This is a genomic window from Ectobacillus sp. OTK (genome assembly GCF_059698935.1).
The window spans coordinates 2,228,045-2,251,725 of the sequence record NZ_AP048547.1; the positions used below are offsets into that span (position 1 = coordinate 2,228,045).

Sequence of the window (23,681 nt, forward strand, 5' to 3'; positions counted from 1 at the left end):
TCCAAGAGGAGTCGTTGAGGCAGGAGCATAATCCTGCGAAGAAGGGTGGTACCACGAAAATCTTTCGTCCCTTCAGCATAGCTGAAGTATGGGCGGGAGATTTTTTTGATGGAAAAATTTAGTGTAAGGAGGCCTGAGAACGATGTCCCAGCAAACTCAAGAAAAAATGGCTACAGGGGCAGCGCTTCTGCTTGAGGCGCTGAAAGAGGAGAAAGTAGAAGTGATCTTTGGGTATCCGGGAGGAGCGGTTCTTCCGCTTTATGATGCTTTATATGACTTTGAAATTCCGCACATTTTAACGCGTCACGAACAAGGAGCGATTCACGCTGCCGAAGGCTATGCCCGTGTTACAGGAAAGCCAGGGGTAGTTGTTGTGACAAGCGGCCCTGGTGCTACGAACATATTGACTGGTTTAACAGATGCGATGATGGATTCCTTACCGCTCGTTGTTTTTACAGGACAGGTGGCAACAACGGTAATCGGAACAGATGCATTTCAGGAGGCGGACATCATCGGCTTAACAACACCAATTACAAAGCACAACTATCAGGTGCGTAAGGTGTCTGACTTACCTCGTATTATCAAAGAAGCGTTTCATATCGCGTCTACTGGACGCCCAGGTCCAGTCGTAATCGACTTGCCGAAAAATATGGTAGTGGATGCAGGAGAAATCCCTGAGAAGGTTGCTATTAACTTACCAGGGTATCAGCCAAATTATGAGCCAAACCGTTTGCAAATTTCCAAGTTACTTAAAGCTTTGGAAAAGTCAGAAAAGCCTGTGATTTTGGCAGGAGCCGGTGTGTTGCATGCAAGGGCTTCTGAAGAGTTAACTCGTTTTGCTCGTATGTATCAAATTCCGGTTGTGCACACGCTGCTTGGCTTAGGCGGATTTCCGCCGGAAGACCCGCTCTTCCTTGGAATGGGTGGTATGCACGGATCGTATGCGGCAAACATGGCACTATACGAGTGTGACCTGCTGATTAATATCGGCGCGCGTTTCGATGATCGCTTGACAGGAAATTTAGCGCATTTCGCTCAAAATGCTGTTGTTGCACATATTGATATCGATCCGGCTGAAATTAGCAAAAATGTCCCAACGCAAATTCCGATTGTTGGAACAGCAAAGCTTGCATTAGAGGCGCTGCTTGAAAAGAGCGGCTCTAAGACAAACCATATGGAGTGGCTCGTGCTGCAGCAAACACGAAAAGAAAAATATCCATTTTCTTATAAGGACACTGCTGAAGCAATTAAGCCGCAGGCAGCCATTGCAGCATTATACGAAGTAACAGAAGGAAATGCGGTTATCACAACGGACGTTGGACAGCATCAAATGTGGACAGCACAATATTATCCTTTCAAAAACCCGGATAAATGGGTAACATCCGGCGGCTTAGGAACGATGGGATTTGGCTTCCCTGCCGCAATTGGTGCGCAGTTCGGAAAGCCAGATGAGCTTGTCGTTGCGGTTGTTGGAGATGCTGGTTTCCAGATGACGCTTCAGGAGTTAAGTGTTGTGAAAGAGCATAACCTGCCTGTTAAAGTGTTAATCGTCAATAACGAAGCTCTCGGCATGGTACGCCAATGGCAAGAGTCCTTCTACCAAAAGCGCTACTCGCATTCCCTGCTTCATAGCCAGCCTGATTTCATTGCGCTTGCGGCTGCATACGGCATTCACGGTGTGCGCATTGAAGACCCTGCGCTGTTAAAGCAGCAATTGCGTGAAGCGATGGACTATCCGGGTCCGGTTCTCATCGATTGCCGCGTTGTCCAGTCGGAGAAGGTTATGCCGATGGTTGCGCCGGGCAAAGGTGTTCATGAAATGGAGGGAATAGAAGGATGAAGCGCATTGTAACAGCTACAGTCCGCAACCAAAGCGGAGTGCTAAACCGCATTACTGGTGTTATGTCGAGAAGACAGTTTAACATTGAAAGCATCTCCGTAGGTCATACCGAATTTCCTGATGTATCGCGCATGACAATTGTCGTACATGTCGATGATCTACAGCAAATGGAGCAGCTGACTAAGCAGCTGAACAAACAAATTGATGTACTCAAAGTAACAGATATTACGGATGAATCGATGATCGCCCGTGAGCTTGCCTTAATTAAGGTAGCGACTACGGTTGCGACACGCTCCGAAATATATAGCTTAGTTGAACCGTTCCGCGCGTCTATTATTGACGTAGGCAAAGACTCTGTCGTTGTACAGGTAACGGGGACACAAGACAAAGTAGAAGCTTTAATTGAATTGCTGCGCCCATATGGTCTAAAAGAAATCGCCCGTACAGGCGTTACAGCATTTACTCGCAGCATGAAAAAGCAAGAAAAACAACAAGCAATGCTCATTAACTAATTATTAGGAGGCCCACTAACATGGCAAAAGTTTATTATCAAGACGCAGTACAAACTAACGTATTAAAAGGAAAAACAATCGCAATCGTAGGATACGGTTCCCAAGGTCATGCGCATGCGCAAAACCTTCGTGACAACGGCTTTGACGTAATCATCGGTCTTCGTCAAGGCAGATCTTGGAATATTGCAACTCAAGACGGCTTTGAAGTAAAAACAGTAGCAGAGGCTGCAAAAGAAGCAGAAGTAATCATGATCTTGCTTCCAGATGAGCTGCAAGCAGACGTATATAACAAAGAAATCGCACCAAACTTAGAAGCTGGCAACGCGCTTGTATTTGCACACGGCTTTAACGTTCACTTCGGCGAAATCAAGCCTCCTGCAGATGTAGATGTATTCTTAGTAGCTCCAAAAGGTCCAGGACATCTTGTACGCCGTACATTCGTAGAAGGTGGAGCAGTTCCTGCCCTATTCGCTGTATACCAAGATGCAACAGGCACAGCACGCGAAAAAGCATTATCTTATGCAGACGGAATCGGATCTACTCGTGCAGGTGTATTGGAAACAACATTTAAAGAAGAAACAGAAACAGATCTTTTCGGTGAGCAAGCAGTACTTTGCGGCGGTACAACAGCTCTTGTAAAAGCGGGCTTTGAAACGCTTGTAGAAGCTGGCTACCAACCAGAGGTTGCATACTTTGAGTGCTTACACGAATTGAAATTGATCGTAGATCTTATGTATGAGGGCGGATTAGAAAACATGCGCTACTCTATCTCTGATACAGCTCAATGGGGCGATTTCGTAACAGGCCACCGCATTGTAACAGATGAAACGAAAGCTGCAATGAAAGAAGTTTTAAAAGATATTCAAGATGGAACATTTGCAAAAGGATGGATCCAAGAACATAAATCTGGACGTCCAAACTTCAACGCTATCAACGAAGCGGACAACAAACACCAAATTGAAGTAGTAGGCCGCGAGCTTCGTGCTATGATGCCATTCGTAAAACCAAAGGTAAAAATGGGGGTTTAATCCTGCAAAGAAGTATTACACACGCTTCATGAAACAGCTGTATTGTTAAAGCAGCTGTTTCCGGGCGTTCAATTTCCGCCGAAGATGCGCCAAGAACGGATAATCTGTTCTTGGCGCAGGCGGTTAAAGAAGTAATTCGCTGCGGTACGAACGCATTTGCGCCTATCCACGTTGAATCGGTATAAAACGAAAAATGATTTTTCAGATTCAAGATAGCGCAGGACATGCTGGGAGCTTCCATGTGAGCGTACTTCATGCGGCGGGCAAACTGAAAAGATTGGTAGCTGTCGTCAAATCGTAAGGAGTGAGCATGTATGGAAAAAACAATCGTTTGTTTAGCCGGAGACGGGATTGGTCCGGAAATTATGGAAAGTGCCAAAAAGGTACTTGCATTAACAGAACGTCTCTACGGGCATCGCTTCCATTTACAAGACGAAGCATTTGGCGGAGCGGCAATCGACCAGTATGGTCAACCGTTTCCTGCTAAAACGTTAGAGTCTTGTTTAGCTAGCGATGCAGTTTTATTAGGGGCAGTTGGTGGTCCGAAATGGGACAATGCACCAGAGCGTCCAGAAAAGGGTCTTCTCGCTTTGCGTAAGGCGCTTGGATTATATGCAAACGTCCGTCCTGTAGAGGTTGATGAAGCGGTAGCTCATTTATCCCCACTTAAGGAAGAATCAGCGAAGGATGTACACTTTGTAGTCGTGCGGGAATTAACGGGCGGCATTTATTTTTCTCAGCCGAAGGAACGTACAGCTGAGCAGGCTACGGACACGCTTACGTATACAAGAAAAGAAATTGAAAGAATTGTAGAGTATGCATTTCAGCTTGCTCAAACACGTCGTAAAAAGGTTACTTCAATTGATAAAGCGAATGTGCTAGAATCAAGTAAGCTATGGAGAGAAGTTGCCGAGGAAGTATCAGGTCGTTATCCTGATGTACAGCTTGAGCATCTTCTTGTAGATGCAGCAGCTATGGAGCTGATTGTCCGTCCGGGCCGTTTTGATGTTATCGTAACCGAAAATCTCTTTGGTGATATTTTAAGCGATGAGGCATCAGTTTTAGCTGGCTCGCTAGGTATGCTTCCGTCTGCAAGCCATTCAGAAACAGGATTATCGTTATATGAGCCGATTCACGGTTCAGCTCCTGATATTGCAGGACAAAGTAAAGCAAATCCAATTGCAATGCTTCGTTCGGTATCGATGATGCTTGAGCAATCGTTCGGTTTACGCGAAGAAGCAAAGGCGATTGAGAACGCAATTTCCTCCGTATTAAAGTCAGGCCGTCGTACAGGTGATTTAGGTGGAACAGAAACAACTGTATCATTTACTGATGCTGTACTAGAGGCGATGGAGGAGCAAGCGCCAGTAGGGAGGGGAAGATAATGGCAAAAACATTGTTCGATAAATTATGGGAACGTCACGTTGTAGCGAGAACTGAAGGCGGGTCTGAACTCATCTATATCGATCTTCACCTTGTCCATGAAGTAACATCTCCGCAAGCATTTGAAGGACTGCGTCTTGCAGGCCGCAAGGTAAGAAGACCGGACCTAACTTTTGCTACAATGGACCATAACGTTCCGACAAAGGATGTATGGAACATTACAGATGAGATTGCGAAGAAGCAAATGGATACGTTAAGCGCGAACTGTCAGGAATTTGGCGTGACGCTTGCCGGCATGGATGACGAGCGCCAAGGGATTGTCCACGTAATCGGTCCTGAGCTTGGATTAACACAGCCGGGCAAAACAATCGTTTGTGGAGATAGCCATACATCTACACACGGCGCGTTTGGCGCTCTAGCGTTTGGAATTGGTACAAGTGAGGTTGAGCACGTATTAGCTACACAAACGCTTTGGCAAAAGAAGCCGAAGTCTATGGGTGTAGAGCTAAAGGGCAAGCTTGCTAAAGGTGTATACTCTAAGGATATTATTTTGCATTTGCTTGCGACGTACGGTGTTTCTATGGGAACGGGACATGTGATCGAATTCTACGGAGAAGCAATTGAAAATATGACGATGGAAGAGCGGATGACACTTTGCAACATGGCGATTGAAGGCGGGGCAAAAGCAGGATTGATTGCACCTGACGAAACGACATTTGCTTACGTAAAAGGCCGTCCGTACGCTCCAGAGAATTTCGAAAAGGCTGTAGAGGACTGGAAAACACTCTTTACGGATGAAGATGCTGTCTATGACCGTCACATAACTGTGGATGTATCTGAGCTTGCTCCGTACGTGACTTGGGGAACAAACCCGGGCATGGGAGTGAGTGTAGACGCAGTGCTTCCGCCAGCTGCTGATGTGAATGACGAGCGTGCTTACGAATATATGGGACTTAAACCGGGCCAAAAGGTTGAGGATATTGAAGTGCAGCACGTATTTATCGGTTCCTGTACAAACTCCCGCCTTTCTGACCTAGAGGAAGCAGCTTCCTATATTAAAGGAAAAAAGGTAAAAGAAGGCGTGCGCGCACTCGTTGTTCCTGGTTCGAAGCAAGTGCGTAATGAAGCGATGAAAAAAGGACTTCATGAAGTGTTTATCGAAGCCGGATTTGAATGGCGCGAAGCAGGCTGCTCTATGTGCCTTGGAATGAATCCTGACCAAGTGCCGGCAGGTGAGCATTGTGCATCTACTTCCAATCGTAACTTTGAAGGACGTCAAGGAAAAGGAGCACGTACGCATCTAGTCAGCCCAGCAATGGCGGCAGCAGCTGCTGTATACGGACGTTTCGTTGACATTCGAAAGGAGGAGCACCATGCAGCCGTTTCTTACGCATAAGGGAACTGTAGTAGCATTAATGAATGATAATATTGATACGGATCAAATTATCCCGAAGCAATATTTAAAGCGCATTGAACGTACAGGCTTTGGCCAGTTTTTATTTGATGAGTGGCGCTATTTGGATGATCGCAGCGATAATCCAGAATTTCCGTTAAATCAACGAAAAGGTGCTACGATTCTCGTCTCTGGAGAAAATTTCGGATGCGGCTCTTCTCGTGAGCACGCACCATGGGCGCTGGCTGACTATGGTTTTTCAGTCATTATTGCTGGAAGCTTTGCCGATATTTTCTATATGAACTGTACAAAAAACAGAATTCTTCCGGTTGTTCTTGACGAACCTGCACGTAAGAAGCTTGCTTCTCTTGCAGCTGATGTTGAGATTGAGGTAAACCTAGAAGAACAGACTGTTACAGCAGGAGATGAAGTTTTCTCCTTCTCTATTGAACCAGTTTGGCGCGAAAAGCTCTTAAAAGGCTTGGACGACATCGCGGTTACTCTTCAATATGAGAAAGAAATCGCTCTGTACGAACAACGCGTATAAAGTGTGAAAAACCTTCAATGCGGCACATGCCAATTGAAGGTTTTTCTTTGTAAGTCTCAATCTATCTGGTGAAGGATTCCCGTCCGTGTAAAGATAAAAAGTACCTTTGATAGTAAGGAACACAAGTGAAGTTTGTATAAGTAGTTTTTATCGAACCAAATATTTTGTGTGTAGGATGTTTTTAGATGGGATTTAATGGATCGATTCTGCTTTTCTATCGGACAGATTCCGGCATTCTTTCCTTTCTTTCGGCTCGAAACTATTTGACATACCTTTCGTTCCTCTGTATCTTTTAGGTAGCAACTTTCGTTTCGAAAGATAAGGGGTGTTTTTATGACAAAGTGGAAACGAGCAAATCCAAGCGGAACGAGGGACGTTTTATTTGAAGAGTGCACATTAAAGGAAGAAATTGAACAGCGCCTGCGTCGTGTGTTTATATCGCGTGGCTATGAAGAGGTGCGTACACCGACAATTGAGTTTTATGATGTGTTTTCCTTCCGTAATCGCCCAATTGATGAAGAAAAAATGTACAAATTTTTCGATCATCACGGTCGCATTTTAGTGCTTCGTCCTGACATGACGATTCCGATTGCCCGTGTAGTAGGCTCTACGATGATGAAGCCGCCGCTTAAGCTCACATATAGTGGAAATATTTTTCGTGCGAACAAAAGCATGACAGGAAAGTACAATGAATTAACGCAGACTGGGATTGAAATTATCGGCATTGATAATTTGCGTGCTGAGATAGAATGTATTGTGAGCGCGATTACAGCGTTGCAGGCAGTAGGTCTCACACAATTTAAAATCGAGATCGGTCAAGTAAAACTCTACAAATCTATCGTCAAAAAGCTTTCCTTAACAGAGGAAGATGAGGCGATTTTGCGTGAATATATCGAAAATAAGAGCTACATGGGGCTCTCTCAATTTTTAGAGCAGAAGCAATTCGATCAAGAGGATGAAACTGTTCGGCTGCTTCAGCGTTTGCCGCGTTTATTTGGCGGTTTAGACGTGATTGATGAAGCAGAGAGTTTGGCTGCTAATACAGAAATGAAAGAGGCGATTCAGCGCGTTCGCGATATATATGAAACGGTAGAACGATTAGGATACGGTCATTACATATCCGTAGACCTAGGCATGATTCAAAATCTTCATTACTATACAGGAGTCATTTTCCGCGGCTACGCCCATGAAATCGGAGACGAAATTTTAAACGGCGGGCGTTATGACGAGTTGATGGAACACTTTGGGGAGCCGCTTCCTGCGACTGGACTTGCTCTTGAGGTGGATCAAATTGTGCGGGTGCTGAAGGAGCAGAATCCACCTTCGAAGGAAGAGCCAACAGAGGTGCTTATCCATTATTCACTAGAAACAATTGGAGAAGCAGAACGGCTTCGTGCTTTATACATTAAGGATGGTGTAAAGACTGAGCTATCCATGATGTCTTCGCTGCAGGAGACGTTTAGCTTTGCAAGAGAGAACCGTATTGCCACTGTCGTTGATACATCGGGCGGCAAGCTTATGGAGTATGCTTGGAAAGAAAAATGGGAGCTTGAAAAGGAGGGAGAAACTTCATGCGCCACATTCAAATCGCGTTGACAAAAGGGAGATTGGAGAAGCAGATCGTTCCACTTCTTGAGAGAATCGGTATTGATTGCTCAGAATTAAAAGATAAAGGAAGAAAGCTTGTCTTTCACAGTCATAACGCAAACGTCTCCTTTATTCTCGTAAAGGCAGTCGATGTGCTTACGTATGTTGAGCATGGAGTTGCTGACATTGGCATCGTCGGAAAAGACGTGTTAATGGAGAATGAAAAGGAGCTATACGAAATGGTTGACTTAGGAATTGGTCGTTGCAAGTTTAGCGTGGCATCGATTCCTTCCTACAATCCCAATAGCTATAAAAAGAAAACAATTGCAACAAAATACCCGAACGTTGCCTCCGCACATTTCCGCCGCAAGGGCGAGGATGTGGAGATTATTAAAATAGAAGGCTCTGTAGAAATCGCGCCGCTTCTTGGTCTTGCGGATGCCATTGTTGATATTGTCGAAACAGGTGCAACACTACGGGAAAATGGCTTAATTGTATTTGAAGATATTTGTGATATTTCGGCGCGTCTCATTGCAAATAAAGCTTCCTTAAAAATGAAAAAAGACGAGATGTTTTCAATTATTACGCAAATTGAAGAGCATCTTTCAACAAGGGTGTAAGGAGGAGGCAGCTTGAAAATCTTATACGGAAATATTTCCAGTATTTTAGATGATATGACTGTGCTTCGGGAAGAAGCAGGACGAGTGGAAAAAACAGCGGCAGAAGCGGTAGAGCGTATTGTCGCTGATGTCAAGGTACGTAAGGATGAGGCGCTGCGCGAATATACGAGTCGATTCGATGGAGTAGAGCTGGAATCGTTTCGTGTATCCGCAGAGGCGGTAAAACAAGCGGTGCAATCTGTTGAGCCTTCTTTTTTAGAGGCATTAGAGGGGGCAAAGCGCAATATCGTTTCGTACCATGAGAAGCAAAAGCGACAAGGCTTTGTCGATGCAGATACAAATGGTATTATTCGCGGGCAATTGATTAGACCCCTTCATACAGTCGGTGTGTACGTGCCAGGCGGAACAGCAGCGTATCCTTCGTCGGTATTAATGAATGTACTCCCTGCGAAAATTGCAGGAGTAAAGCGTATTGTGATGGTGACGCCTCCGGGGAAGGGCGGCGTAAACCCGTATATTTTGGCAGCTGCCCATATTGCAGGTGTAGATGAAATTTACAGCATCGGCGGCGCGCAAGCAGTCGCAGCGCTCGCGTATGGTACGGAATCTATTCCGCGCGTTGATAAGATTGTTGGGCCAGGCAATATGTATGTAGCATTAGCAAAGCGTGCTGTGTTTGGTGCGGTGAACATTGATATGATTGCGGGGCCGTCTGAAATTGTCGTTATTGCTGATGAAACAGGAAACGCAGCATTTATTGCGGCTGATTTATTGTCTCAGGCAGAGCATGATACAAATGCAACAGCTATTCTGATTACAACAAGCAAGGAGCTTGCCCAGCAGGTGAAGCAAGAGGTTGAGCGGCAATTGCAGGAGCTGCCACGCGCAGATATTGCAAGAGCTTCTGTTGAGGCGAACGGTGCCATTGTTGTAGTGGATTCACTGCAGGAAGCCTTTGCTGTATCCAATGAAATTGCTCCTGAGCATTTGGAGCTTCATATTCATGAGCCAATGATGGCACTTGCTGATATTTGGCATGCAGGATCTATTTTTGTTGGACCTTATGCGCCGGAGCCGCTTGGCGACTATTTTGCTGGTCCAAACCATGTGCTGCCAACGAGCGGAACGGCACGCTTTTTCTCACCGCTGTCCGTGGATGATTTTGTGAAAAAATCCAGCTTTTTATCATATACAAGAGAAGCATTAGAGCAAGTAAAGGATCAAATTGTTACCTTGGCGGAAAAAGAAGGCTTGCAGGCTCATGCGCGCGCGATTTCAATCCGCTTTGAGGAAAAGGAGGAGTAGACGGATGACACGTAAAGCAGAGCTTTCACGCGTAACATCAGAGACAGACATTACCGTGTCCGTTGATTTAGATAATCCAGCGGAAGTAAGTATTGATACGGGAGTTGGCTTTTTTGACCATATGCTTACGGCGTTTGCAAGACATGGACGTATCGGTCTGAAGGTGCGAGCAAATGGAGATTTGCATATTGACTCTCATCACACAGTGGAGGATGTTGGCATAGTTATTGGAATGTGCATCAAGGAGGCGCTTGGTGATAAAAAGCAAATTAATCGCTACGGCACTTCTTATGTTCCAATGGATGAAGCGCTTGGTTTCGTTTCATTAGATATTAGCGCACGTCCGTTTTTAGTGTTTGATGCAGAGCTTACAAATGACCGTCTTGGAACGTACGATACGGAATTAACAGAGGAGTTTTTCCGTGCGGTTAGCTTTAATGCAGGTATCACGCTTCACGCGCGCGTGTTGTATGGAAAAAACACGCACCATAAAATTGAAGCGTTGTTTAAAGCCTTTGGCCGTGCCTTATCTGAAGCGGTAGAGATTAATGAAAAGATTGTAGGCATCAATTCAACGAAGGGAATGTTGTAATATGATCGCCATTATTGATTATGGAATGGGGAATTTGCGCAGCGTCTCCAAAGCGCTTGAGCATATCGGGGTAACATGTGAAATTACGGATAGTCCGCAAACAATTCGTCAAAGCGACGGAATCATTTTGCCGGGTGTTGGTGCGTTTCCAAAAGCGATGAAGGAGCTAGAGGAGCGCGGATTGATCTCCCTTATTAAAGAACAAGCTGCCTCTGGCAAGCCAGTGCTAGGAATTTGTTTAGGAATGCAGCTCTTATTTGAAGCAAGTGAGGAAATTGAATTTACAACAGGTCTTGGTTTGCTCCCAGGTACGGTACGCAAGCTGCCTGCTGGCCGCAAAATTCCGCACATGGGCTGGAACGCACTAGAGAAGAAACAAGAGTCACCATTATTGCAAGGTCTTACAGGAAATCCATATGTATATTACGTCCACTCCTTTTATGCGGACACAGCAAATGACGTGATAGCTGCTGGAAGCGACTATGGCGTATTTGTACCAGGTGTTGTTTCAAAAGGAAATATTTACGGCGCGCAATTCCATCCGGAAAAAAGCAGCGACGTTGGATTAAAAATGCTACAAAACTTTAAGGAGTTGGTCGAAACATGCTCATCTTCCCAGCAATTGACTTAAAAAATGGCCGTTGTGTTCGTTTATATCAAGGACAGTTTCAGCAGGAGACGGTTGTAAACGAAAATCCGCTTGAGCAGGCAATTGTATTTGAAAAATTAGGTGCCCCATTTCTTCACCTCGTCGACTTAGACGGTGCGTTAGACGGCACTCCAACGAATTTACCTGTAATTGAAAGCATTGCACGTACGTTAAAGATCCCTATCCAGGTTGGCGGCGGCATTCGTTCAATGGAGACAATTGAGGCATTATTATCCGTTGGCGTATCCCGCGTCATTATCGGAACAGCAGCTCTTTTAAATCCAGCATTTTTACAAGAAGCACTTGATAAGTACGGAGAGCGCATCGTTGTCGGTATCGATGCAAAGGATGAATTGGTAGCGACAAGAGGCTGGCTTGATGTATCCGATGTTCATTACATTACGCTTGCGAAGCAAATGGAGGAAATGGGAGTAAAGACAATTATTTTTACTGATATTTCCCGGGACGGAACGCTTACAGGTCCAAACCTTGAACAGCTGAAGGCTTTGCAGGAAGCAGTAAATGTTGATATCGTTGCATCTGGCGGTGTAAGCTCTCTAGAAGATATCAAAAATTTAAATGAAATGAACCTATACGGCGTTATTACTGGTAAAGCTTTATACGAAGGGAAATTCGCGCTAGAAGAAGCGCTGCAGGCGGTGGCAGTATGTTAACGAAACGCATTATCCCGTGTTTAGATGTGAAAAACGGCCGCGTTGTAAAGGGCGTAAACTTCGTTGGGCTGGCAGACGTTGGGGATCCGGTCGAGATTGCTGCGATTTACAACCGTGCAGGAGCGGACGAGCTGGTATTTTTAGATATTACAGCAACGCATGAAGGCCGCAAAACGATGATTGATGTTGTAGAGCGCACAGCAGCTGAAGTGTTTATTCCGCTAACAGTCGGCGGCGGCATCGGTTCAGTTGAAGAGATGTATAACCTACTGCGCGCTGGTGCGGACAAAATTTCCTTAAACTCAGCGGCAGTTCGTAATCCACAGTTGATTGCAGAGGGTGCTAAGCATTTCGGAGCGCAATGCATCGTGGTAGCGATTGATGCAAAGCGTGTCGCTGACGGTAAGTGGAATGTATTTGTAAGCGGCGGCCGTATCGATACAGGTCTTGACGTACTAGAGTGGGCGAAAAAGGCGGAAGAGCTTGGTGCGGGTGAGATTTTGCTGACAAGCATGGATGCGGATGGTACGAAGCAGGGCTATGATTTAGAATTAACGGAAGCGGTTTGTCAGGCGGTTACGATTCCAGTCATTGCATCCGGCGGCTGCGGCAACAATGGTCATATTGTAGAGGTATTTCAGGAAACATCAGTGGATGCAGCGTTAGCCGCGTCAATTTATCATTACGGTGAAACAACGATTGCAGAAACGAAGGAAGAGCTCGCCAAGGCGCGCATTGAGGTGAGACGATGAAGCCGGATTTTTCCAAGGGTCTATTGCCTGCCGTTATTATTGATGATACAACAAATGATGTGTTAATGCTTGGTTATATGAACGAGGAATCCTATGCAAAAACATTAGAAACAAAAACAACATGGTTTTTCTCCCGTTCCCGCAATAAACTGTGGAACAAAGGAGAAACGTCCGGGCATTTTCAGCATGTGAAAGAAATGTACCTAGATTGCGATCAAGATACGCTGCTTGTGCGCGTGGATCAAATCGGACCGGCATGTCATACAGGAAGCCGCACTTGTTTCTTTACGAAGGTGCTGTAGGAGGAAAAGAAAATGACAGACGTATTGCGTGCATTATACGAAAATATTGTGGATCGGAAAAACAATCCGGTAGCTGAGTCGTACACAAACTACTTGTTTGCAAAAGGTGAAGATAAAATTTTAAAAAAGGTAGGCGAAGAAGCTACTGAGGTCATTATTGCAGCCAAAAATAATGATAAAGAAGAGCTTATCTATGAGATTGCCGATTTAACCTATCATTGCCTTGTTCTCCTTGCTGAGAAGGGCGTTACGCTTGAGGATGTAAAGAAAGAGCTAGAGCGCAGGCAAGGAAAGCTGTCTAAGACAGCAGATCGAAAAGAAATCGAGAGCTTGTAAGGAGAGGAGGAGGACCGGATGAAGGTCGATTATCATCTTCATTTAGAGGAAGGACCGTATTCGCTGCGCTGGTTGGATCGCACGAACAGGGCATTGCAGCATTTTATGCCGGTAGAAGCGCCAAAGCATTCTCTTGAGTGGCTGCTGCAATCTAAGGAGCTGCTGCAAACAAGGCTTGAGCAGGGGGCATTTTCGCCGTTTTGGATTGATTTATATTTAGAAGAAGCATTGAGAAAGGGCTTGAAGGAAGTTGGGATTGTTGATCATTTATACCGCTTCCGCGAGGCTAGAGAGTATTATTACCGCCATGTTGATATTAGCGATACAGACCTTGGGCGTTTGCAAAAGGAATGGCTTGATCAAGTAATGATGGAATCTATTCATCATTTTACAGCAGCCATTGAAGATGCGAAGGCACGCTGGGCGGAGAAAGGGATTATGCTTCGTCTTGGACTGGAAGCTGACTATTTTGTGGACGGCGAGGCAGAGCTGGCTGAGCTATTGGCGCTTGGCAATTGGGATTACGTTATCGGTTCTGTTCATTTTATCGATGGTTGGGGCTTCGATAATCCGGATACACAAGATCGTTTTATCGGCAAAGATTTGCCTTCTTTGTATGAGAAGCATTTTGCGAATGTTGAAAGTGCGATCCGCTCTGGATTATTCGATTTTGTTGCGCATCTTGATAACATGAAGGTGTTTAACTATCGTCCAGATGAAAACACACTGCTCCCTTATTATGAGCGTATTGCGAAGGCATTACTGGAAACGAATGTAGCGACAGAAATTAATGCAGGCTTGTATTATCGTTATCCAGTGCAGGAAATGTGTCCAAGTCCGCTCTTTTTAAGCGTTTTGTCGAAGTACCAGGTCCCGATTACAGTTTCTTCTGATTCTCATTACCCAGATGATATTGGCAGCTATGTCGCGCAAAATGTTGAAACATTGATTCGTCATGGCTTTACGGAGGTTGCAACGTTTGAAAAGCGCAAACGTATTATGAAGCCTCTTGAGTCACCTGTATTGCAATCGTAGGAATATAATGCTACTCGTGAAATATCGGTTTTGGTTCAAACTAAAAGCGAAGTATCACGAAGGGGGCTATATCTATGAGTCAAAACGAGCAGTACAGAGACACAGGTAAGCTGACCAATTACCATTATGGTACAGAAAAAGATACGCTTACGAAAAAGCGAAATAAAAGCGATGTAAAAGAAGCAACAAAAAATAATCCCCTCGCCTGAGGGGGTTATTTTTTGTTGCTTTTATTTTCAAAATGCCTGCGCCGCAAAAACTGCGATAACATGTAAAGAATGTAGAGAGGAATCGCAATGAACAAAAACTCCGGCATGCGATTTGCCTCTCGTTTATACAGCGTGAAGATAACCGCAATCAAAAATAGCGTGACGATAATGCTGTATTTTGGAATCGGTACATCTTTTAGGCTTGGAATTTGAATGCGGCTTACCATCAAGATAGCAAAGATGATAAAAATGAGAATGAGTACAATGTTTGGAATTACGTGGGAAAATAACGTAAGAAACGCTATAATTCCTCCTGCCGCTGTAATCGGAACACCCGTGAAATATTTTAAAGATGTTGCAGTCGGTGTTACGTTAAACCTTGCCAAGCGGTAAGCACCAAATAGGGGAAATAGCCCGGCTATGTACAATCCAGCAACGCCGTATTGTGAAAAAGAGGTGTAGTACACTAAGAGAGCAGGTGCTGCTCCAAATGTCACTACATCTGCGAGAGAATCAAGTTCTTTTCCGAGAGGAGAATCAACTCGCAGCAAGCGGGCAATCCGTCCGTCGAGACTATCAAGCATCATTCCAATTAACACGAGAATGGCAGCTGATCTGTAATGTCCGATAGAGGCGTAGCCAATGGATAAAAAACCGCTGTATAAATTTCCGAGCGTAAATAAATTCGGAATGGCTGCTCTGTACAATGTGTGATCCCTTGCTTTCTTTTTAATTTTCTTATTTAGTGTATGACAGTATCCAATTTATCATAACACACTTTTAGAAGTGCATACCATAAAATTCCCGAGATGGAAAAAACGTATTTGATTTGTCTGTTGATTTGTCTGCTTTATGCATATCGCTGAAAGCAAAACGTAAAAATAGGAATCCTGTGCAAGGTGAAAAAGAGGTGACGGAACAGGGATGCTTCCTATTTCCGTCACCTCATGACAAGCAGTGCAAGAAGATATTTATTCCTCGAATGTTGTTGTCATCGTTCCTGTATTTCGTTTGTTGCTAGGGTCGAAGCGAAGTAAATCTCCGTAAATAAGCTTATCTGAATTCCTCAGCTCCAGTTTGGCTTTTTGTTCATATGGTTCACATAGTTGTTCTTCAATTAGCTCGCCTGTCTGTTTCTGATAGCAAACATTTTTCGTATATACGTAATCATTTGTGATGAAACTGCCGTCGCGCATAACAACAATCGGATCTTTTTCTGTAATAAATAAATCTGTTCCAAACTCCGTACTCTTTGTTGTTGAAATACCAAGAAGATGAAGGAGAGTCGGCTTTACGTCAATTTGTCCAGACACTTTGGAAATCACCTGTCCAGACTGCCCTGGAACATGGATAATAAGAGGAACGCGTTGCAGTTGTATCGAATCAACAGGTGTGATTTCAGTTTTGCCAAGAAGCTGTGCCACAGCCGCATTATGATTTTCAGAAATACCATAATGATCTCCATAAATAACAATCACCGTATTGTCATATAATCCCTCTTCCTTCAGGCGCTGTATAAAATATTTAATTGCTTCATCTGTGTACCGTACGGTTGGCAAATATCGATTTACAATCTCACTCTCTGAATCATACTCCTCAATGAGCCGATCTTTCGGGTCAAGTGTAAATGGAAAATGATTTGTTAGTGTAATAAACTTTGTATAAAATGGCTGCGGCATCGACTTTAAATACGCGATGGATTGTTCAAAGAAGTCCTTATCCTTTAGTCCCCAGCCGACAGAATTTTGCTGCGTGCCAACGAAATCGTGTTGATTGTAATATCGATCATATCCAAGTGACGGGTACATAAGGTCGCGATTCCAAAATGTTTTATCGTTAGAATGGAACACAGCTGAAAAGTACCCGTAGTCCTTTAATATTTCAGGCGTTGCTGTATATTCATTATTAAAATGTGTAAAAAATACGGAGCCGCGATCAAGCGGATAAAGCGAATTTTCAATAATAAACTCGGCATCCGATGTTTTGCCTTGACCTGTTTGGTGATAAAACTGGTCAAAATAATAGCTTTCTTTGATAAATTTGTTTAGAAATGGAGTAATTTCCTCACCATTTACTTTTCGATTGATGACAAAGCTTTGCGTAGACTCCATGGAAATTAAAATTACATTTCTCCCCTTAGCAGCACCGAATACGTCTAAATTGGCTCCTTTGTCCTTTACTTTTACATAGTTTTCAATTTCCGCAAACTTATTGCTGCTTGCAAACACTCGCTGTGCTGATGATCTGGATTGCAGGACAATATCATATAGATGGTACGTGTATAGGCCGAGATTTTTGACAATCATCTTTCTATCAAACGAACGGGCAAATAACTGCGGCTTATAGACTTCAGCCACTGTTACATGAAATAAAAACAATGCGGCTGCCCAAAAGAAATAAATAGATTTCTCTTTTTTCGTGAGAGGAGAGACATCGGCAAAGCGCGGGAACTTTCGGGAAATGAATAACAAAATAAAGAGATCGAAAAACATGAATAATGTTTTGTATGTCATCAATTCACGGATGCTTGTTCCAAGATCTGCCATGTTATTCGTTTGAAATATGACAGGCAACGTTACAAAATCATTGAAGAAGCCATAAAATACTGCATTTGAAAATAACAATACAGACAAAAGAAAGCTAATGAGCATGACATAAGCGTTTCGGTATGTATTTGCTAATAGGGCAACTCCAAGAAACAATAGAAGCGTGCTGACTGAATTTATAAATAGAATGATTTCCTCAAACGGATTCTCGATGCTTATATCAAACGCAAGCTTATACACAACATAGGTTTTTATCCAAAGAAGGATGACCGCTAAAAGAGTAAAGCGCACCTTCTTCAATAATTCATTCATAATTCAAGCTCCTCTCCGATGAGACTGTCAAATGGCTTTTTTATTATCTATACATATATATGTAAGCAGGGACATGCTCTATTCTCAGCGTTCTGCTTTCCTTAGCTTCTACTACGTTAATTATTATATAAAAACAATTAGGTGTTGTGGATGTTTTTGTACACTTCTATGAAAAAATATGGATTGGGCACAATAGTTACATATGTGAAGATTTGGAGGAAGACAATGAATAAACGAATATGTGTTGCAATCTTATGCTTTTTCTTATATAGCAGTTCGGCAGCATCGGCAAATGCCCCATCACTTCCTATGCTTGAGGATGCTTTTTATTCTGTGCTATTTCCACAAATCAATGAGGAGATTCAAAAGCATTATGGAGTGCAAAAGAAGTATGACTGTCCGAAAATTGCAGAGATGAAGAAGCTTTACAGTGGTACGTACTTATTTCGATCTTCTATTGAGGTGATTACGTATGAACAGAAGCCATATGGAAAACCGGAGCCTCCTTTTGAGAAGGTAACGATTACGTTTGATAATGAGCAAGGGGACTGGGAAGTGAAAAACACGAATGTAAAGCGCTTGCCTGATAACACAAAGCTAGCATGTCGAAAGCCAGTGTAAGAAAGAGAGAGACTTTTGTGCCTGCTTCTAGGAAGAATGCATAATATTTCATTTTTCTACATAAATGTGAATGGAATATTGAAAAAATATTTGACAATGTGCATTTTCCTCTGCTATCTTTAATATCATCAAAAATAAATACAACAGCCTCATCTGTTCTCGCAAATAGAGGCTGCAGAAATCAAGAGTAGGCTGTGCGAAATCGTGCAGGATTAAAGAACACAGCACGAAAGGGATAACTGCCGAAGCGGCAAAACAGCTGCCATGTTTTGCTGCTGGGTCTGCACTGAATAAGTGTAGAACTGTCACAAGTTCATCTTGTGGGGAGCTATTAGAGATGCTGATGCGGTTTCTTATATGAAAATATGTAGGATGCATAGTTTAAGTTGTCATTTTCTGTAAGAAGCGCGTGTGAACATAGAAGTTCGGCGCGTTTTTTGTTTATACAAATGAAACGGATCGTGTTCTTAGCTTCACTGTTTCCTTTTTCTTTGGAGAAATGGATATGGGTTGCAGAACGTATAGATAAGGGGGAAATTTAGATGTATTTGCACGGCACAAGCAGAATTAACGACAAAGGACATTTAGAAATCGGAGGCTGTGACACGACGGAATTGGCAAAAACATACGGCACACCGCTTTATGTATATGATGAAGCATTAATTCGGGAAAAATGTCGTGCTTATAACCGTGCGTTTCAGGAAAGCGGCTTTTCCTATCAAGTAGCATACGCAAGCAAGGCGTTTTTGTGCATGGAAATGAGCCGTTTAGCTGCAGAGGAAAATATGTCTTTAGATGTTGTATCTGGAGGAGAATTGTATACGGCGCTGCAAGCAGGCTTTCCTGCAGAACGCATTCATTTTCACGGTAACAATAAGACAGAAGAAGAGCTGGTAATGGCACTTGAAGCAAATATTGGCTGCTTCGTTGTAGATAACTTCTTTGAGCTGGAGGTTCTGCATGATTTAGCAAAAGACCGTGAGCAAAAGGTGAATATTTTGCTTCGTGTAACGCCTGGTGTTGAGGCACATACGCATGAATATATTACGACAGGCCAGGATGATTCAAAATTTGGCTTTGGCGTTTCTAGCGGGCAGGCGCTGCAGGCGGTAAAGCATGCGGTATCGAAGCCGTACTACAATGTACTTGGAATCCATTCTCATATCGGTTCTCAAATTTTTGAAACAGATGGATTTGTTCGTGCTGTTGAAGTATTAGCAGCCTTTGTAGACGATGTTCGTTCTGAAACAGGACATACAATGCCAATTTTAAATCTTGGCGGCGGCTTTGGCATTCGCTATACAGAAGGTGACACACCTCTTCCAGCTGTACAATATATTAAAGAGATGACGGATGCGGTGCGCGAGCAGTTTACGAAGCGCAATTATCCTCTGCCGGAAATTTGGATTGAGCCGGGTCGCAGCATTGTCGGTGATGCTGGCACAACTCTGTATACAATCGGTTCCATTAAGGACATCCCAGGCATTCGCAAATACGTGGCCGTGGATGGGGGAATGACAGATAACATTCGCCCTGCATTGTACGGTGCGAAGTATGAGGCAATTTTGGCAAATCGAGCGAATGAAGAGCCAGAGGAAGTTGTATCGATTGCCGGGAAGTGCTGTGAGAGCGGCGATATGCTGCTTTGGGATATAAAGCTTCCAGAAGCGGCATCACGTGATTTACTTGCGATTTCCTGCACAGGGGCGTACGGATATTCGATGGCAAATAACTATAACCGCATCGCGCGCCCTGCTGTTGTATTTGTAAAGGATGGTAAAGCGCAGGTTGTTGTAGAGCGGGAAACATTAGAAGATCTTGTGCAAAAGGATCGTATTCGTGCAAGCGAGCTTGTATGAAAGCAAGATGAGAATAACTGAAAAGCAGGCGGACAACAGTACGTTGTTCGCCTGTTTTTGTAAGCAAATCTCCCATAGCTATCTTTGCCTCATACGGCAATAAGCAAGTTACCTATTCATTTACTCGGAATTATCCTTTTATATTGTAAGAGAAAGTATTGTTTTACGAAAACGGGGAAAATTAATGACAAGAAGACTCTTATGGTAGATTTTTTCTTAAGAAATAGTGAAATTCCTGTATTTTTATGTCAATAAACAAAATACGAATCGGGTACTTACTGCATTTATCATATTTTCATATTTTCAAAAATTCCTTAAAAATATAATTCATATAAGAAAAGTAGGATTGCAATTGCCCATAATTGTGATACAATACAAATTAATTACTTATCCAGAGAGGCAAAGGGACACGGCCCGACGAAGCCCAGCAACCTGCATGATGCAAGGTGCTAATCCGTCAAAATGAAATCCCGTTTTGTGAGGTAAGATCAAGCCGCCTGGAGAGTCTTTTCGGAATGGAAAGATTTTTTTCATGCAACGGATAAGATGTATTTTTGAAAATGTCACTGCGGCAGTGGAACGAAACAACTCCTTCCTAACATAGCAGTGAAATGGGATATCATTAAAAAAGGGGGAAAGAAAATGTTAACATATGAGACATGGGATGCACCATCAATTGATTTCAATGAGGACGATGGAGCAAAAGGCGCGCTTTCAGTTTTACGTTGGGCGTATGATCATTATGGAGACGATGTAGTGTATGCATGCAGCTTTGGCGTTGAGGGGATGATTCTTCTTCATTTAATTGACCAAGTGAAGCCTGATGCGAAGGTTGTATTTTTAGATACGGACCTGCACTTTAAAGAAACATATGAATTAATTGAAAGAGTAAAAGAACGATTCCCAAGACTTGAGATTGTAATGCAAAAGCCAGAGCTTACGCTTGAAGAGCAGGCGGCAGAGCATGGTGCGGCGTTGTGGCAGTCTAATCCCAATGCATGCTGTAATATTCGAAAGATTGTTCCGCTTGAAAAGGCGCTTGCACAAGGAAAAGCATGGATTTCCGGATTGCGCCGCGAGCAATCGCCAACGCGTCAAAATGTACAATTTGTAAATCTTGACCGCCGTTTTCATTCCATTAAAATATGTCCGCTGATTCACTGGACATGGAAGGAAGTATGGCGTTACGTATACAAGCATGATCTTCCGTACAATCCGCTTCATGATATCGGCTATCCGAGCATTGGCTGTGAGGTGTGCACTCGTCCTTCAGAGGGCGGCGCCAGCGATCGCTCCGGACGTTGGGCAGGTACAGGTAAAACAGAATGCGGACTTCATCAGTAAGATGTAAAGGAGAAGGGAAAACATGGTAGCTCTCGCATTTTGTGCAGCGTTATTATTCGCGATGAATATAGGGGCAAGCGGAGCAGCAGCCTCAATGGGGGTAGCATATGCTTCAGGAGCCATCAAGAAGAAATGGGTAGCGCTGCTCATATGCGGCGCTGCTATCATTGCTGGTTCTGTCTTTGGGGGACAAAAGGTTACGAAAACGATTAGCTCGGGCATTATCCCTGAAGACATCTTTACCGTAAAAATCGTTATTATTACATTACTTGCAGCAACAATTGCCTTATTTACGGCAAATATTCTTGGCATTCCGCTTTCTACAAGTGAGATTACAATAGGTGCTGTTGCAGGAGTTGGGATTGCATACCACGCATTATATGTGGGGAAACTTTTGTTTATCGTTGCCTTTTGGATTATCACTCCTGTCGTAGCATTTAGTATCACTTATGTTGCTGGAAAGTTCATTCATAAACTAAATTCCAAGTATCCTGATTTGGAAAAAGGAAAATGGAAACCGATTTTTACAATTCTTGTTATTGTGACAGGTTTTTTCGAGGCTTACTCGGCTGGGATGAAGAACGTAGCAAATGCAGTTGCTCCGCTAGTGGGAGCGCATTTGGTTCCCGTGGAAACAGGACTGCTTCTAGGCGGTATTTTTGTGGCCCTCGGTGCACTGCTTTTAGGAAGCAGAGTATTAGAAACAAACGGGAAGAAAATTACATCTGTTTCTTTGATCGAGGGGATTTCTGTGTCTGCTACCAGCTCGGTTCTCGTTATTACAGCGGCTTTATTCGGAATTCCATTGCCGATTGCACAAATTACATCTTCTTCTATTATCGGCATGGGCTCCGCGCAGCATGGCAAGAAAGTCTTTCAAAAACGCGTTGTTTCGCAAATGCTCAAGGTTTGGTTTGTTGCCCCGTTTTTATCGCTTTTAGTTTCCTATACATGCATTAAACTGTTGCTAGAAAGCGATTTGTATTCTATCTTTATTGTTGGGGCAGGAATTATCGCAACACTTGGAGTCATTAGCTTATTAAAACATACGAAACAAGAAGTAGGAGGAATTTCAAGATGACAACTATTGCAGCACATGGCGGTGTTCTTATCAATCGCGTAGACGAAACATACAGCACAGCGCACATTCAAAAGGAAATCGAATTAGACAATATCGCGCTTAGCGACCTAGAGTTAATCGCAGTTGGTGCATATAGCCCGCTAACAGGCTTTTTAAATCAAGAAGACTACAATTCCGTTGTAGAACGTATGCGTCTTGCTGATGGAACAGTTTGGAGTATTCCAATCGCGCTTCCTGTAACAGAAGAAAAAGCAAATGAGCTTACAGCAGGTGAAGAGGTGCGCCTAGTACAAGATGGCGTAACATACGGCGTACTTACAGTTGGCGATATTTATGTGCCAGACAAACAAAAAGAAGCGGAAAATGTATACCGCACAACAGACCTTGCCCATCCAGGCGTAAAGAAAATGCTGGAGCGCCCGTCTGTATATGTAGGCGGAGCGATTACTTTAGTAAAACGTACAGAGAAGGATCAATTTGCTGAGTACCGCTTAGATCCAGCTGAAACACGTCAAAAATTCCAGGATCTTGGTTGGAAAACTGTAGTTGGATTCCAAACACGTAACCCGGTTCACCGCGCGCATGAATACATTCAAAAAGCAGCGCTTGAAATCGTAGACGGCTTATTCTTAAATCCGCTTGTAGGCGAAACAAAATCTGATGATATTCCAGCTGACGTACGTATGGAAAGCTACCAAGTACTCTTAAAGAACTACTATCCAGAGGACCGTGTATTTTTAGCTGTGTTCCCTGCAGCAATGCGTTATGCAGGACCGCGCGAAGCAATTTTCCACGCAATGGTTCGAAAAAACTTTGGCTGTACACACTTTATCGTTGGCCGTGACCATGCAGGAGTCGGCAACTATTATGGCACATATGATGCACAGCATATCTTCTCTAACTTCACAGCAGAGGAGCTCGGAATTCAGCCGTTATTCTTCGAGCATAGCTTCTACTGCACAAAATGCGAAGGTATGGCTTCTTCGAAAACATGTCCGCATGGCGCTGAAGATCGTGTGATTTTATCTGGAACAAAGGTGCGTGAATTGCTTCGCAGCGGTCAGCTTCCGCCAAGCACATTCAGCCGTAAAGAAGTGGTAGAAGTATTAATTCGCGGCATGCAAGAGCAGCCAGTGAACGCTTGAGGGGGAGAA

General features: G+C 43.7%; 24 protein-coding genes, 2 riboswitches and 1 other annotated feature (1 of these 27 cut by a window edge). Of the genes, 22 read left to right on the forward strand and 2 right to left on the reverse strand.

Annotated features, from left to right (window positions below; genetic code table 11):
- Nucleotides 1-75, forward strand: a binding site (T-box leader) (it extends 153 nt beyond the left edge of the window).
- Between the two features lie 67 nt (nucleotides 76-142).
- The 17 genes from ilvB (at nucleotide 143) to AC6HZ4_RS10890 (ending at nucleotide 14,764) form a co-directional block, all read left to right on the forward strand.
- The gene (ilvB, locus tag AC6HZ4_RS10810; RefSeq protein ID WP_497494992.1) at nucleotides 143-1,840 is read left to right on the forward strand and encodes an acetolactate synthase large subunit; all 1,698 of its coding nucleotides are present in this window, start codon (nucleotides 143-145) and stop codon (nucleotides 1,838-1,840) included.
- On the forward strand, nucleotides 1,837-2,352 hold the full coding sequence (ilvN, locus tag AC6HZ4_RS10815) for an acetolactate synthase small subunit (RefSeq protein WP_129729134.1): 516 nt from the start codon (nucleotides 1,837-1,839) through the stop codon (nucleotides 2,350-2,352). Before ilvB ends, ilvN begins: the two co-directional genes overlap by 4 nt.
- Before the next feature lie 20 nt (nucleotides 2,353-2,372).
- Nucleotides 2,373-3,380, forward strand: a complete 1,008-nt coding sequence (gene ilvC / locus AC6HZ4_RS10820; protein WP_497494993.1) for a ketol-acid reductoisomerase — start codon at nucleotides 2,373-2,375, stop codon at nucleotides 3,378-3,380.
- A gap of 314 nt (nucleotides 3,381-3,694) precedes the next feature.
- Nucleotides 3,695-4,765, forward strand: coding sequence for a 3-isopropylmalate dehydrogenase (gene leuB / locus AC6HZ4_RS10825; RefSeq protein WP_497494995.1), 1,071 nt, complete (start codon nucleotides 3,695-3,697; stop codon nucleotides 4,763-4,765).
- A complete protein-coding gene (gene leuC, locus AC6HZ4_RS10830; RefSeq protein WP_497494997.1) occupies nucleotides 4,765-6,159 on the forward strand; it encodes a 3-isopropylmalate dehydratase large subunit in 1,395 nt (464 codons plus the stop codon). Before leuB ends, leuC begins: the two co-directional genes overlap by 1 nt.
- Nucleotides 6,137-6,703 (forward strand): 3-isopropylmalate dehydratase small subunit, encoded by a 567-nt coding sequence (leuD, locus tag AC6HZ4_RS10835; protein ID WP_497494998.1) that lies wholly within the window; start codon nucleotides 6,137-6,139, stop codon nucleotides 6,701-6,703. The genes leuC and leuD overlap by 23 nt, the downstream gene beginning before the upstream one ends.
- 333 nt (nucleotides 6,704-7,036) lie before the next feature.
- Nucleotides 7,037-8,299, forward strand: coding sequence for an ATP phosphoribosyltransferase regulatory subunit (locus tag AC6HZ4_RS10840; RefSeq protein WP_497495000.1), 1,263 nt, complete (start codon nucleotides 7,037-7,039; stop codon nucleotides 8,297-8,299).
- Nucleotides 8,275-8,910 carry an ATP phosphoribosyltransferase gene (gene hisG / locus AC6HZ4_RS10845; RefSeq protein ID WP_497495001.1) on the forward strand — a complete coding sequence of 212 codons (636 nt, stop codon included), beginning with the start codon at nucleotides 8,275-8,277 and terminating at the stop codon, nucleotides 8,908-8,910. Before AC6HZ4_RS10840 ends, hisG begins: the two co-directional genes overlap by 25 nt.
- Nucleotides 8,911-8,922: 12 nt before the next feature.
- Nucleotides 8,923-10,215 (forward strand): histidinol dehydrogenase, encoded by a 1,293-nt coding sequence (hisD, locus tag AC6HZ4_RS10850; protein ID WP_497495002.1) that lies wholly within the window; start codon nucleotides 8,923-8,925, stop codon nucleotides 10,213-10,215.
- Nucleotides 10,216-10,219: 4 nt separating this feature from the next.
- Entirely contained in the window at nucleotides 10,220-10,807 is a 588-nt protein-coding gene (gene hisB / locus AC6HZ4_RS10855) for an imidazoleglycerol-phosphate dehydratase HisB (RefSeq protein ID WP_497495003.1), read from the forward strand.
- 1 nt (nucleotide 10,808) lies between these two features.
- Nucleotides 10,809-11,438, forward strand: a complete 630-nt coding sequence (gene hisH, locus AC6HZ4_RS10860; protein WP_497495004.1) for an imidazole glycerol phosphate synthase subunit HisH — start codon at nucleotides 10,809-10,811, stop codon at nucleotides 11,436-11,438.
- On the forward strand, nucleotides 11,411-12,130 hold the full coding sequence (gene hisA / locus AC6HZ4_RS10865; RefSeq protein ID WP_497495005.1) for a 1-(5-phosphoribosyl)-5-[(5-phosphoribosylamino)methylideneamino]imidazole-4-carboxamide isomerase: 720 nt from the start codon (nucleotides 11,411-11,413) through the stop codon (nucleotides 12,128-12,130). Before hisH ends, hisA begins: the two co-directional genes overlap by 28 nt.
- On the forward strand, nucleotides 12,124-12,882 hold the full coding sequence (hisF, locus tag AC6HZ4_RS10870; protein WP_497495006.1) for an imidazole glycerol phosphate synthase subunit HisF: 759 nt from the start codon (nucleotides 12,124-12,126) through the stop codon (nucleotides 12,880-12,882). The genes hisA and hisF overlap by 7 nt, the downstream gene beginning before the upstream one ends.
- A complete protein-coding gene (hisI, locus tag AC6HZ4_RS10875) occupies nucleotides 12,879-13,184 on the forward strand; it encodes a phosphoribosyl-AMP cyclohydrolase (protein WP_379948055.1) in 306 nt (101 codons plus the stop codon). The genes hisF and hisI overlap by 4 nt, the downstream gene beginning before the upstream one ends.
- Nucleotides 13,185-13,196: 12 nt before the next feature.
- Nucleotides 13,197-13,520 carry a phosphoribosyl-ATP diphosphatase gene (locus AC6HZ4_RS10880; protein WP_497495007.1) on the forward strand — a complete coding sequence of 108 codons (324 nt, stop codon included), beginning with the start codon at nucleotides 13,197-13,199 and terminating at the stop codon, nucleotides 13,518-13,520.
- Nucleotides 13,521-13,538: 18 nt separating this feature from the next.
- Complete coding sequence (locus tag AC6HZ4_RS10885; RefSeq protein ID WP_497495008.1) at nucleotides 13,539-14,555, forward strand: histidinol phosphate phosphatase domain-containing protein; 1,017 nt, start codon at nucleotides 13,539-13,541, stop codon at nucleotides 14,553-14,555.
- A 74-nt stretch (nucleotides 14,556-14,629) separates the two neighbouring features.
- Nucleotides 14,630-14,764 (forward strand): hypothetical protein, encoded by a 135-nt coding sequence (locus tag AC6HZ4_RS10890; RefSeq protein WP_497495010.1) that lies wholly within the window; start codon nucleotides 14,630-14,632, stop codon nucleotides 14,762-14,764.
- Between the two features lie 5 nt (nucleotides 14,765-14,769).
- On the opposite strand, the gene pssA is transcribed toward AC6HZ4_RS10890, so the two are convergent.
- A complete protein-coding gene (gene pssA / locus AC6HZ4_RS10895) occupies nucleotides 14,770-15,471 on the reverse strand; it encodes a CDP-diacylglycerol--serine O-phosphatidyltransferase (RefSeq protein ID WP_497495011.1) in 702 nt (233 codons plus the stop codon).
- Between the two features lie 264 nt (nucleotides 15,472-15,735).
- Nucleotides 15,736-17,622 (reverse strand): LTA synthase family protein, encoded by a 1,887-nt coding sequence (locus AC6HZ4_RS10900; RefSeq protein ID WP_497495013.1) that lies wholly within the window; start codon nucleotides 17,620-17,622, stop codon nucleotides 15,736-15,738.
- Between the two features lie 225 nt (nucleotides 17,623-17,847).
- Here AC6HZ4_RS10900 and AC6HZ4_RS10905 point away from each other — a divergent pair, with 225 nt between their 5' ends.
- The 5 genes from AC6HZ4_RS10905 to sat all read left to right on the forward strand — a co-directional run bounded on the left by AC6HZ4_RS10905 (nucleotide 17,848) and on the right by sat (nucleotide 23,672).
- A complete protein-coding gene (locus AC6HZ4_RS10905) occupies nucleotides 17,848-18,243 on the forward strand; it encodes a DUF3888 domain-containing protein (protein ID WP_497495014.1) in 396 nt (131 codons plus the stop codon).
- Between the two features lie 158 nt (nucleotides 18,244-18,401).
- A riboswitch (Lysine riboswitch) is annotated at nucleotides 18,402-18,582 on the forward strand.
- A gap of 203 nt (nucleotides 18,583-18,785) precedes the next feature.
- On the forward strand, nucleotides 18,786-20,102 hold the full coding sequence (gene lysA / locus AC6HZ4_RS10910; protein ID WP_497495015.1) for a diaminopimelate decarboxylase: 1,317 nt from the start codon (nucleotides 18,786-18,788) through the stop codon (nucleotides 20,100-20,102).
- A gap of 384 nt (nucleotides 20,103-20,486) precedes the next feature.
- Nucleotides 20,487-20,591: riboswitch (SAM riboswitch) on the forward strand.
- A gap of 153 nt (nucleotides 20,592-20,744) precedes the next feature.
- A complete protein-coding gene (locus tag AC6HZ4_RS10915; protein WP_497495016.1) occupies nucleotides 20,745-21,446 on the forward strand; it encodes a phosphoadenylyl-sulfate reductase in 702 nt (233 codons plus the stop codon).
- A gap of 22 nt (nucleotides 21,447-21,468) precedes the next feature.
- The gene (cysP, locus tag AC6HZ4_RS10920; protein ID WP_497495017.1) at nucleotides 21,469-22,527 is read left to right on the forward strand and encodes a sulfate permease; all 1,059 of its coding nucleotides are present in this window, start codon (nucleotides 21,469-21,471) and stop codon (nucleotides 22,525-22,527) included.
- Nucleotides 22,524-23,672: a sulfate adenylyltransferase gene (gene sat, locus AC6HZ4_RS10925; RefSeq protein WP_497495018.1), complete on the forward strand. Its 1,149-nt coding sequence runs from the start codon at nucleotides 22,524-22,526 to the stop codon at nucleotides 23,670-23,672. The genes cysP and sat overlap by 4 nt, the downstream gene beginning before the upstream one ends.
- Nucleotides 23,673-23,681 lie beyond the last annotated feature (9 nt).

Bases quoted from the DNA above. Each gene is read 5' to 3' on its own strand.
- ilvB (WP_497494992.1), top strand. From the start codon at position 143: ATGTCCCAGCAAACTCAAGAAAAAATGGCTACAGGGGCAGCGCTTCTG.
- ilvN (WP_129729134.1), top strand. From the start codon at position 1,837: ATGAAGCGCATTGTAACAGCTACAGTCCGCAACCAAAGCGGAGTGCTA.
- ilvC (WP_497494993.1), top strand. From the start codon at position 2,373: ATGGCAAAAGTTTATTATCAAGACGCAGTACAAACTAACGTATTAAAA.
- leuB (WP_497494995.1), top strand. From the start codon at position 3,695: ATGGAAAAAACAATCGTTTGTTTAGCCGGAGACGGGATTGGTCCGGAA.
- leuC (WP_497494997.1), top strand. From the start codon at position 4,765: ATGGCAAAAACATTGTTCGATAAATTATGGGAACGTCACGTTGTAGCG.
- leuD (WP_497494998.1), top strand. From the start codon at position 6,137: ATGCAGCCGTTTCTTACGCATAAGGGAACTGTAGTAGCATTAATGAAT.
- AC6HZ4_RS10840 (WP_497495000.1), top strand. From the start codon at position 7,037: ATGACAAAGTGGAAACGAGCAAATCCAAGCGGAACGAGGGACGTTTTA.
- hisG (WP_497495001.1), top strand. From the start codon at position 8,275: ATGCGCCACATTCAAATCGCGTTGACAAAAGGGAGATTGGAGAAGCAG.
- hisB (WP_497495003.1), top strand. From the start codon at position 10,220: ATGACACGTAAAGCAGAGCTTTCACGCGTAACATCAGAGACAGACATT.
- hisH (WP_497495004.1), top strand. From the start codon at position 10,809: ATGATCGCCATTATTGATTATGGAATGGGGAATTTGCGCAGCGTCTCC.
- hisA (WP_497495005.1), top strand. From the start codon at position 11,411: ATGCTCATCTTCCCAGCAATTGACTTAAAAAATGGCCGTTGTGTTCGT.
- hisF (WP_497495006.1), top strand. From the start codon at position 12,124: ATGTTAACGAAACGCATTATCCCGTGTTTAGATGTGAAAAACGGCCGC.
- hisI (WP_379948055.1), top strand. From the start codon at position 12,879: ATGAAGCCGGATTTTTCCAAGGGTCTATTGCCTGCCGTTATTATTGAT.
- AC6HZ4_RS10880 (WP_497495007.1), top strand. From the start codon at position 13,197: ATGACAGACGTATTGCGTGCATTATACGAAAATATTGTGGATCGGAAA.
- AC6HZ4_RS10885 (WP_497495008.1), top strand. From the start codon at position 13,539: ATGAAGGTCGATTATCATCTTCATTTAGAGGAAGGACCGTATTCGCTG.
- AC6HZ4_RS10890 (WP_497495010.1), top strand. From the start codon at position 14,630: ATGAGTCAAAACGAGCAGTACAGAGACACAGGTAAGCTGACCAATTAC.
- AC6HZ4_RS10900 (WP_497495013.1), bottom strand. From the start codon at position 17,622: ATGAATGAATTATTGAAGAAGGTGCGCTTTACTCTTTTAGCGGTCATC.
- AC6HZ4_RS10905 (WP_497495014.1), top strand. From the start codon at position 17,848: ATGAATAAACGAATATGTGTTGCAATCTTATGCTTTTTCTTATATAGC.
- lysA (WP_497495015.1), top strand. From the start codon at position 18,786: ATGTATTTGCACGGCACAAGCAGAATTAACGACAAAGGACATTTAGAA.
- AC6HZ4_RS10915 (WP_497495016.1), top strand. From the start codon at position 20,745: ATGTTAACATATGAGACATGGGATGCACCATCAATTGATTTCAATGAG.
- cysP (WP_497495017.1), top strand. From the start codon at position 21,469: ATGGTAGCTCTCGCATTTTGTGCAGCGTTATTATTCGCGATGAATATA.
- sat (WP_497495018.1), top strand. From the start codon at position 22,524: ATGACAACTATTGCAGCACATGGCGGTGTTCTTATCAATCGCGTAGAC.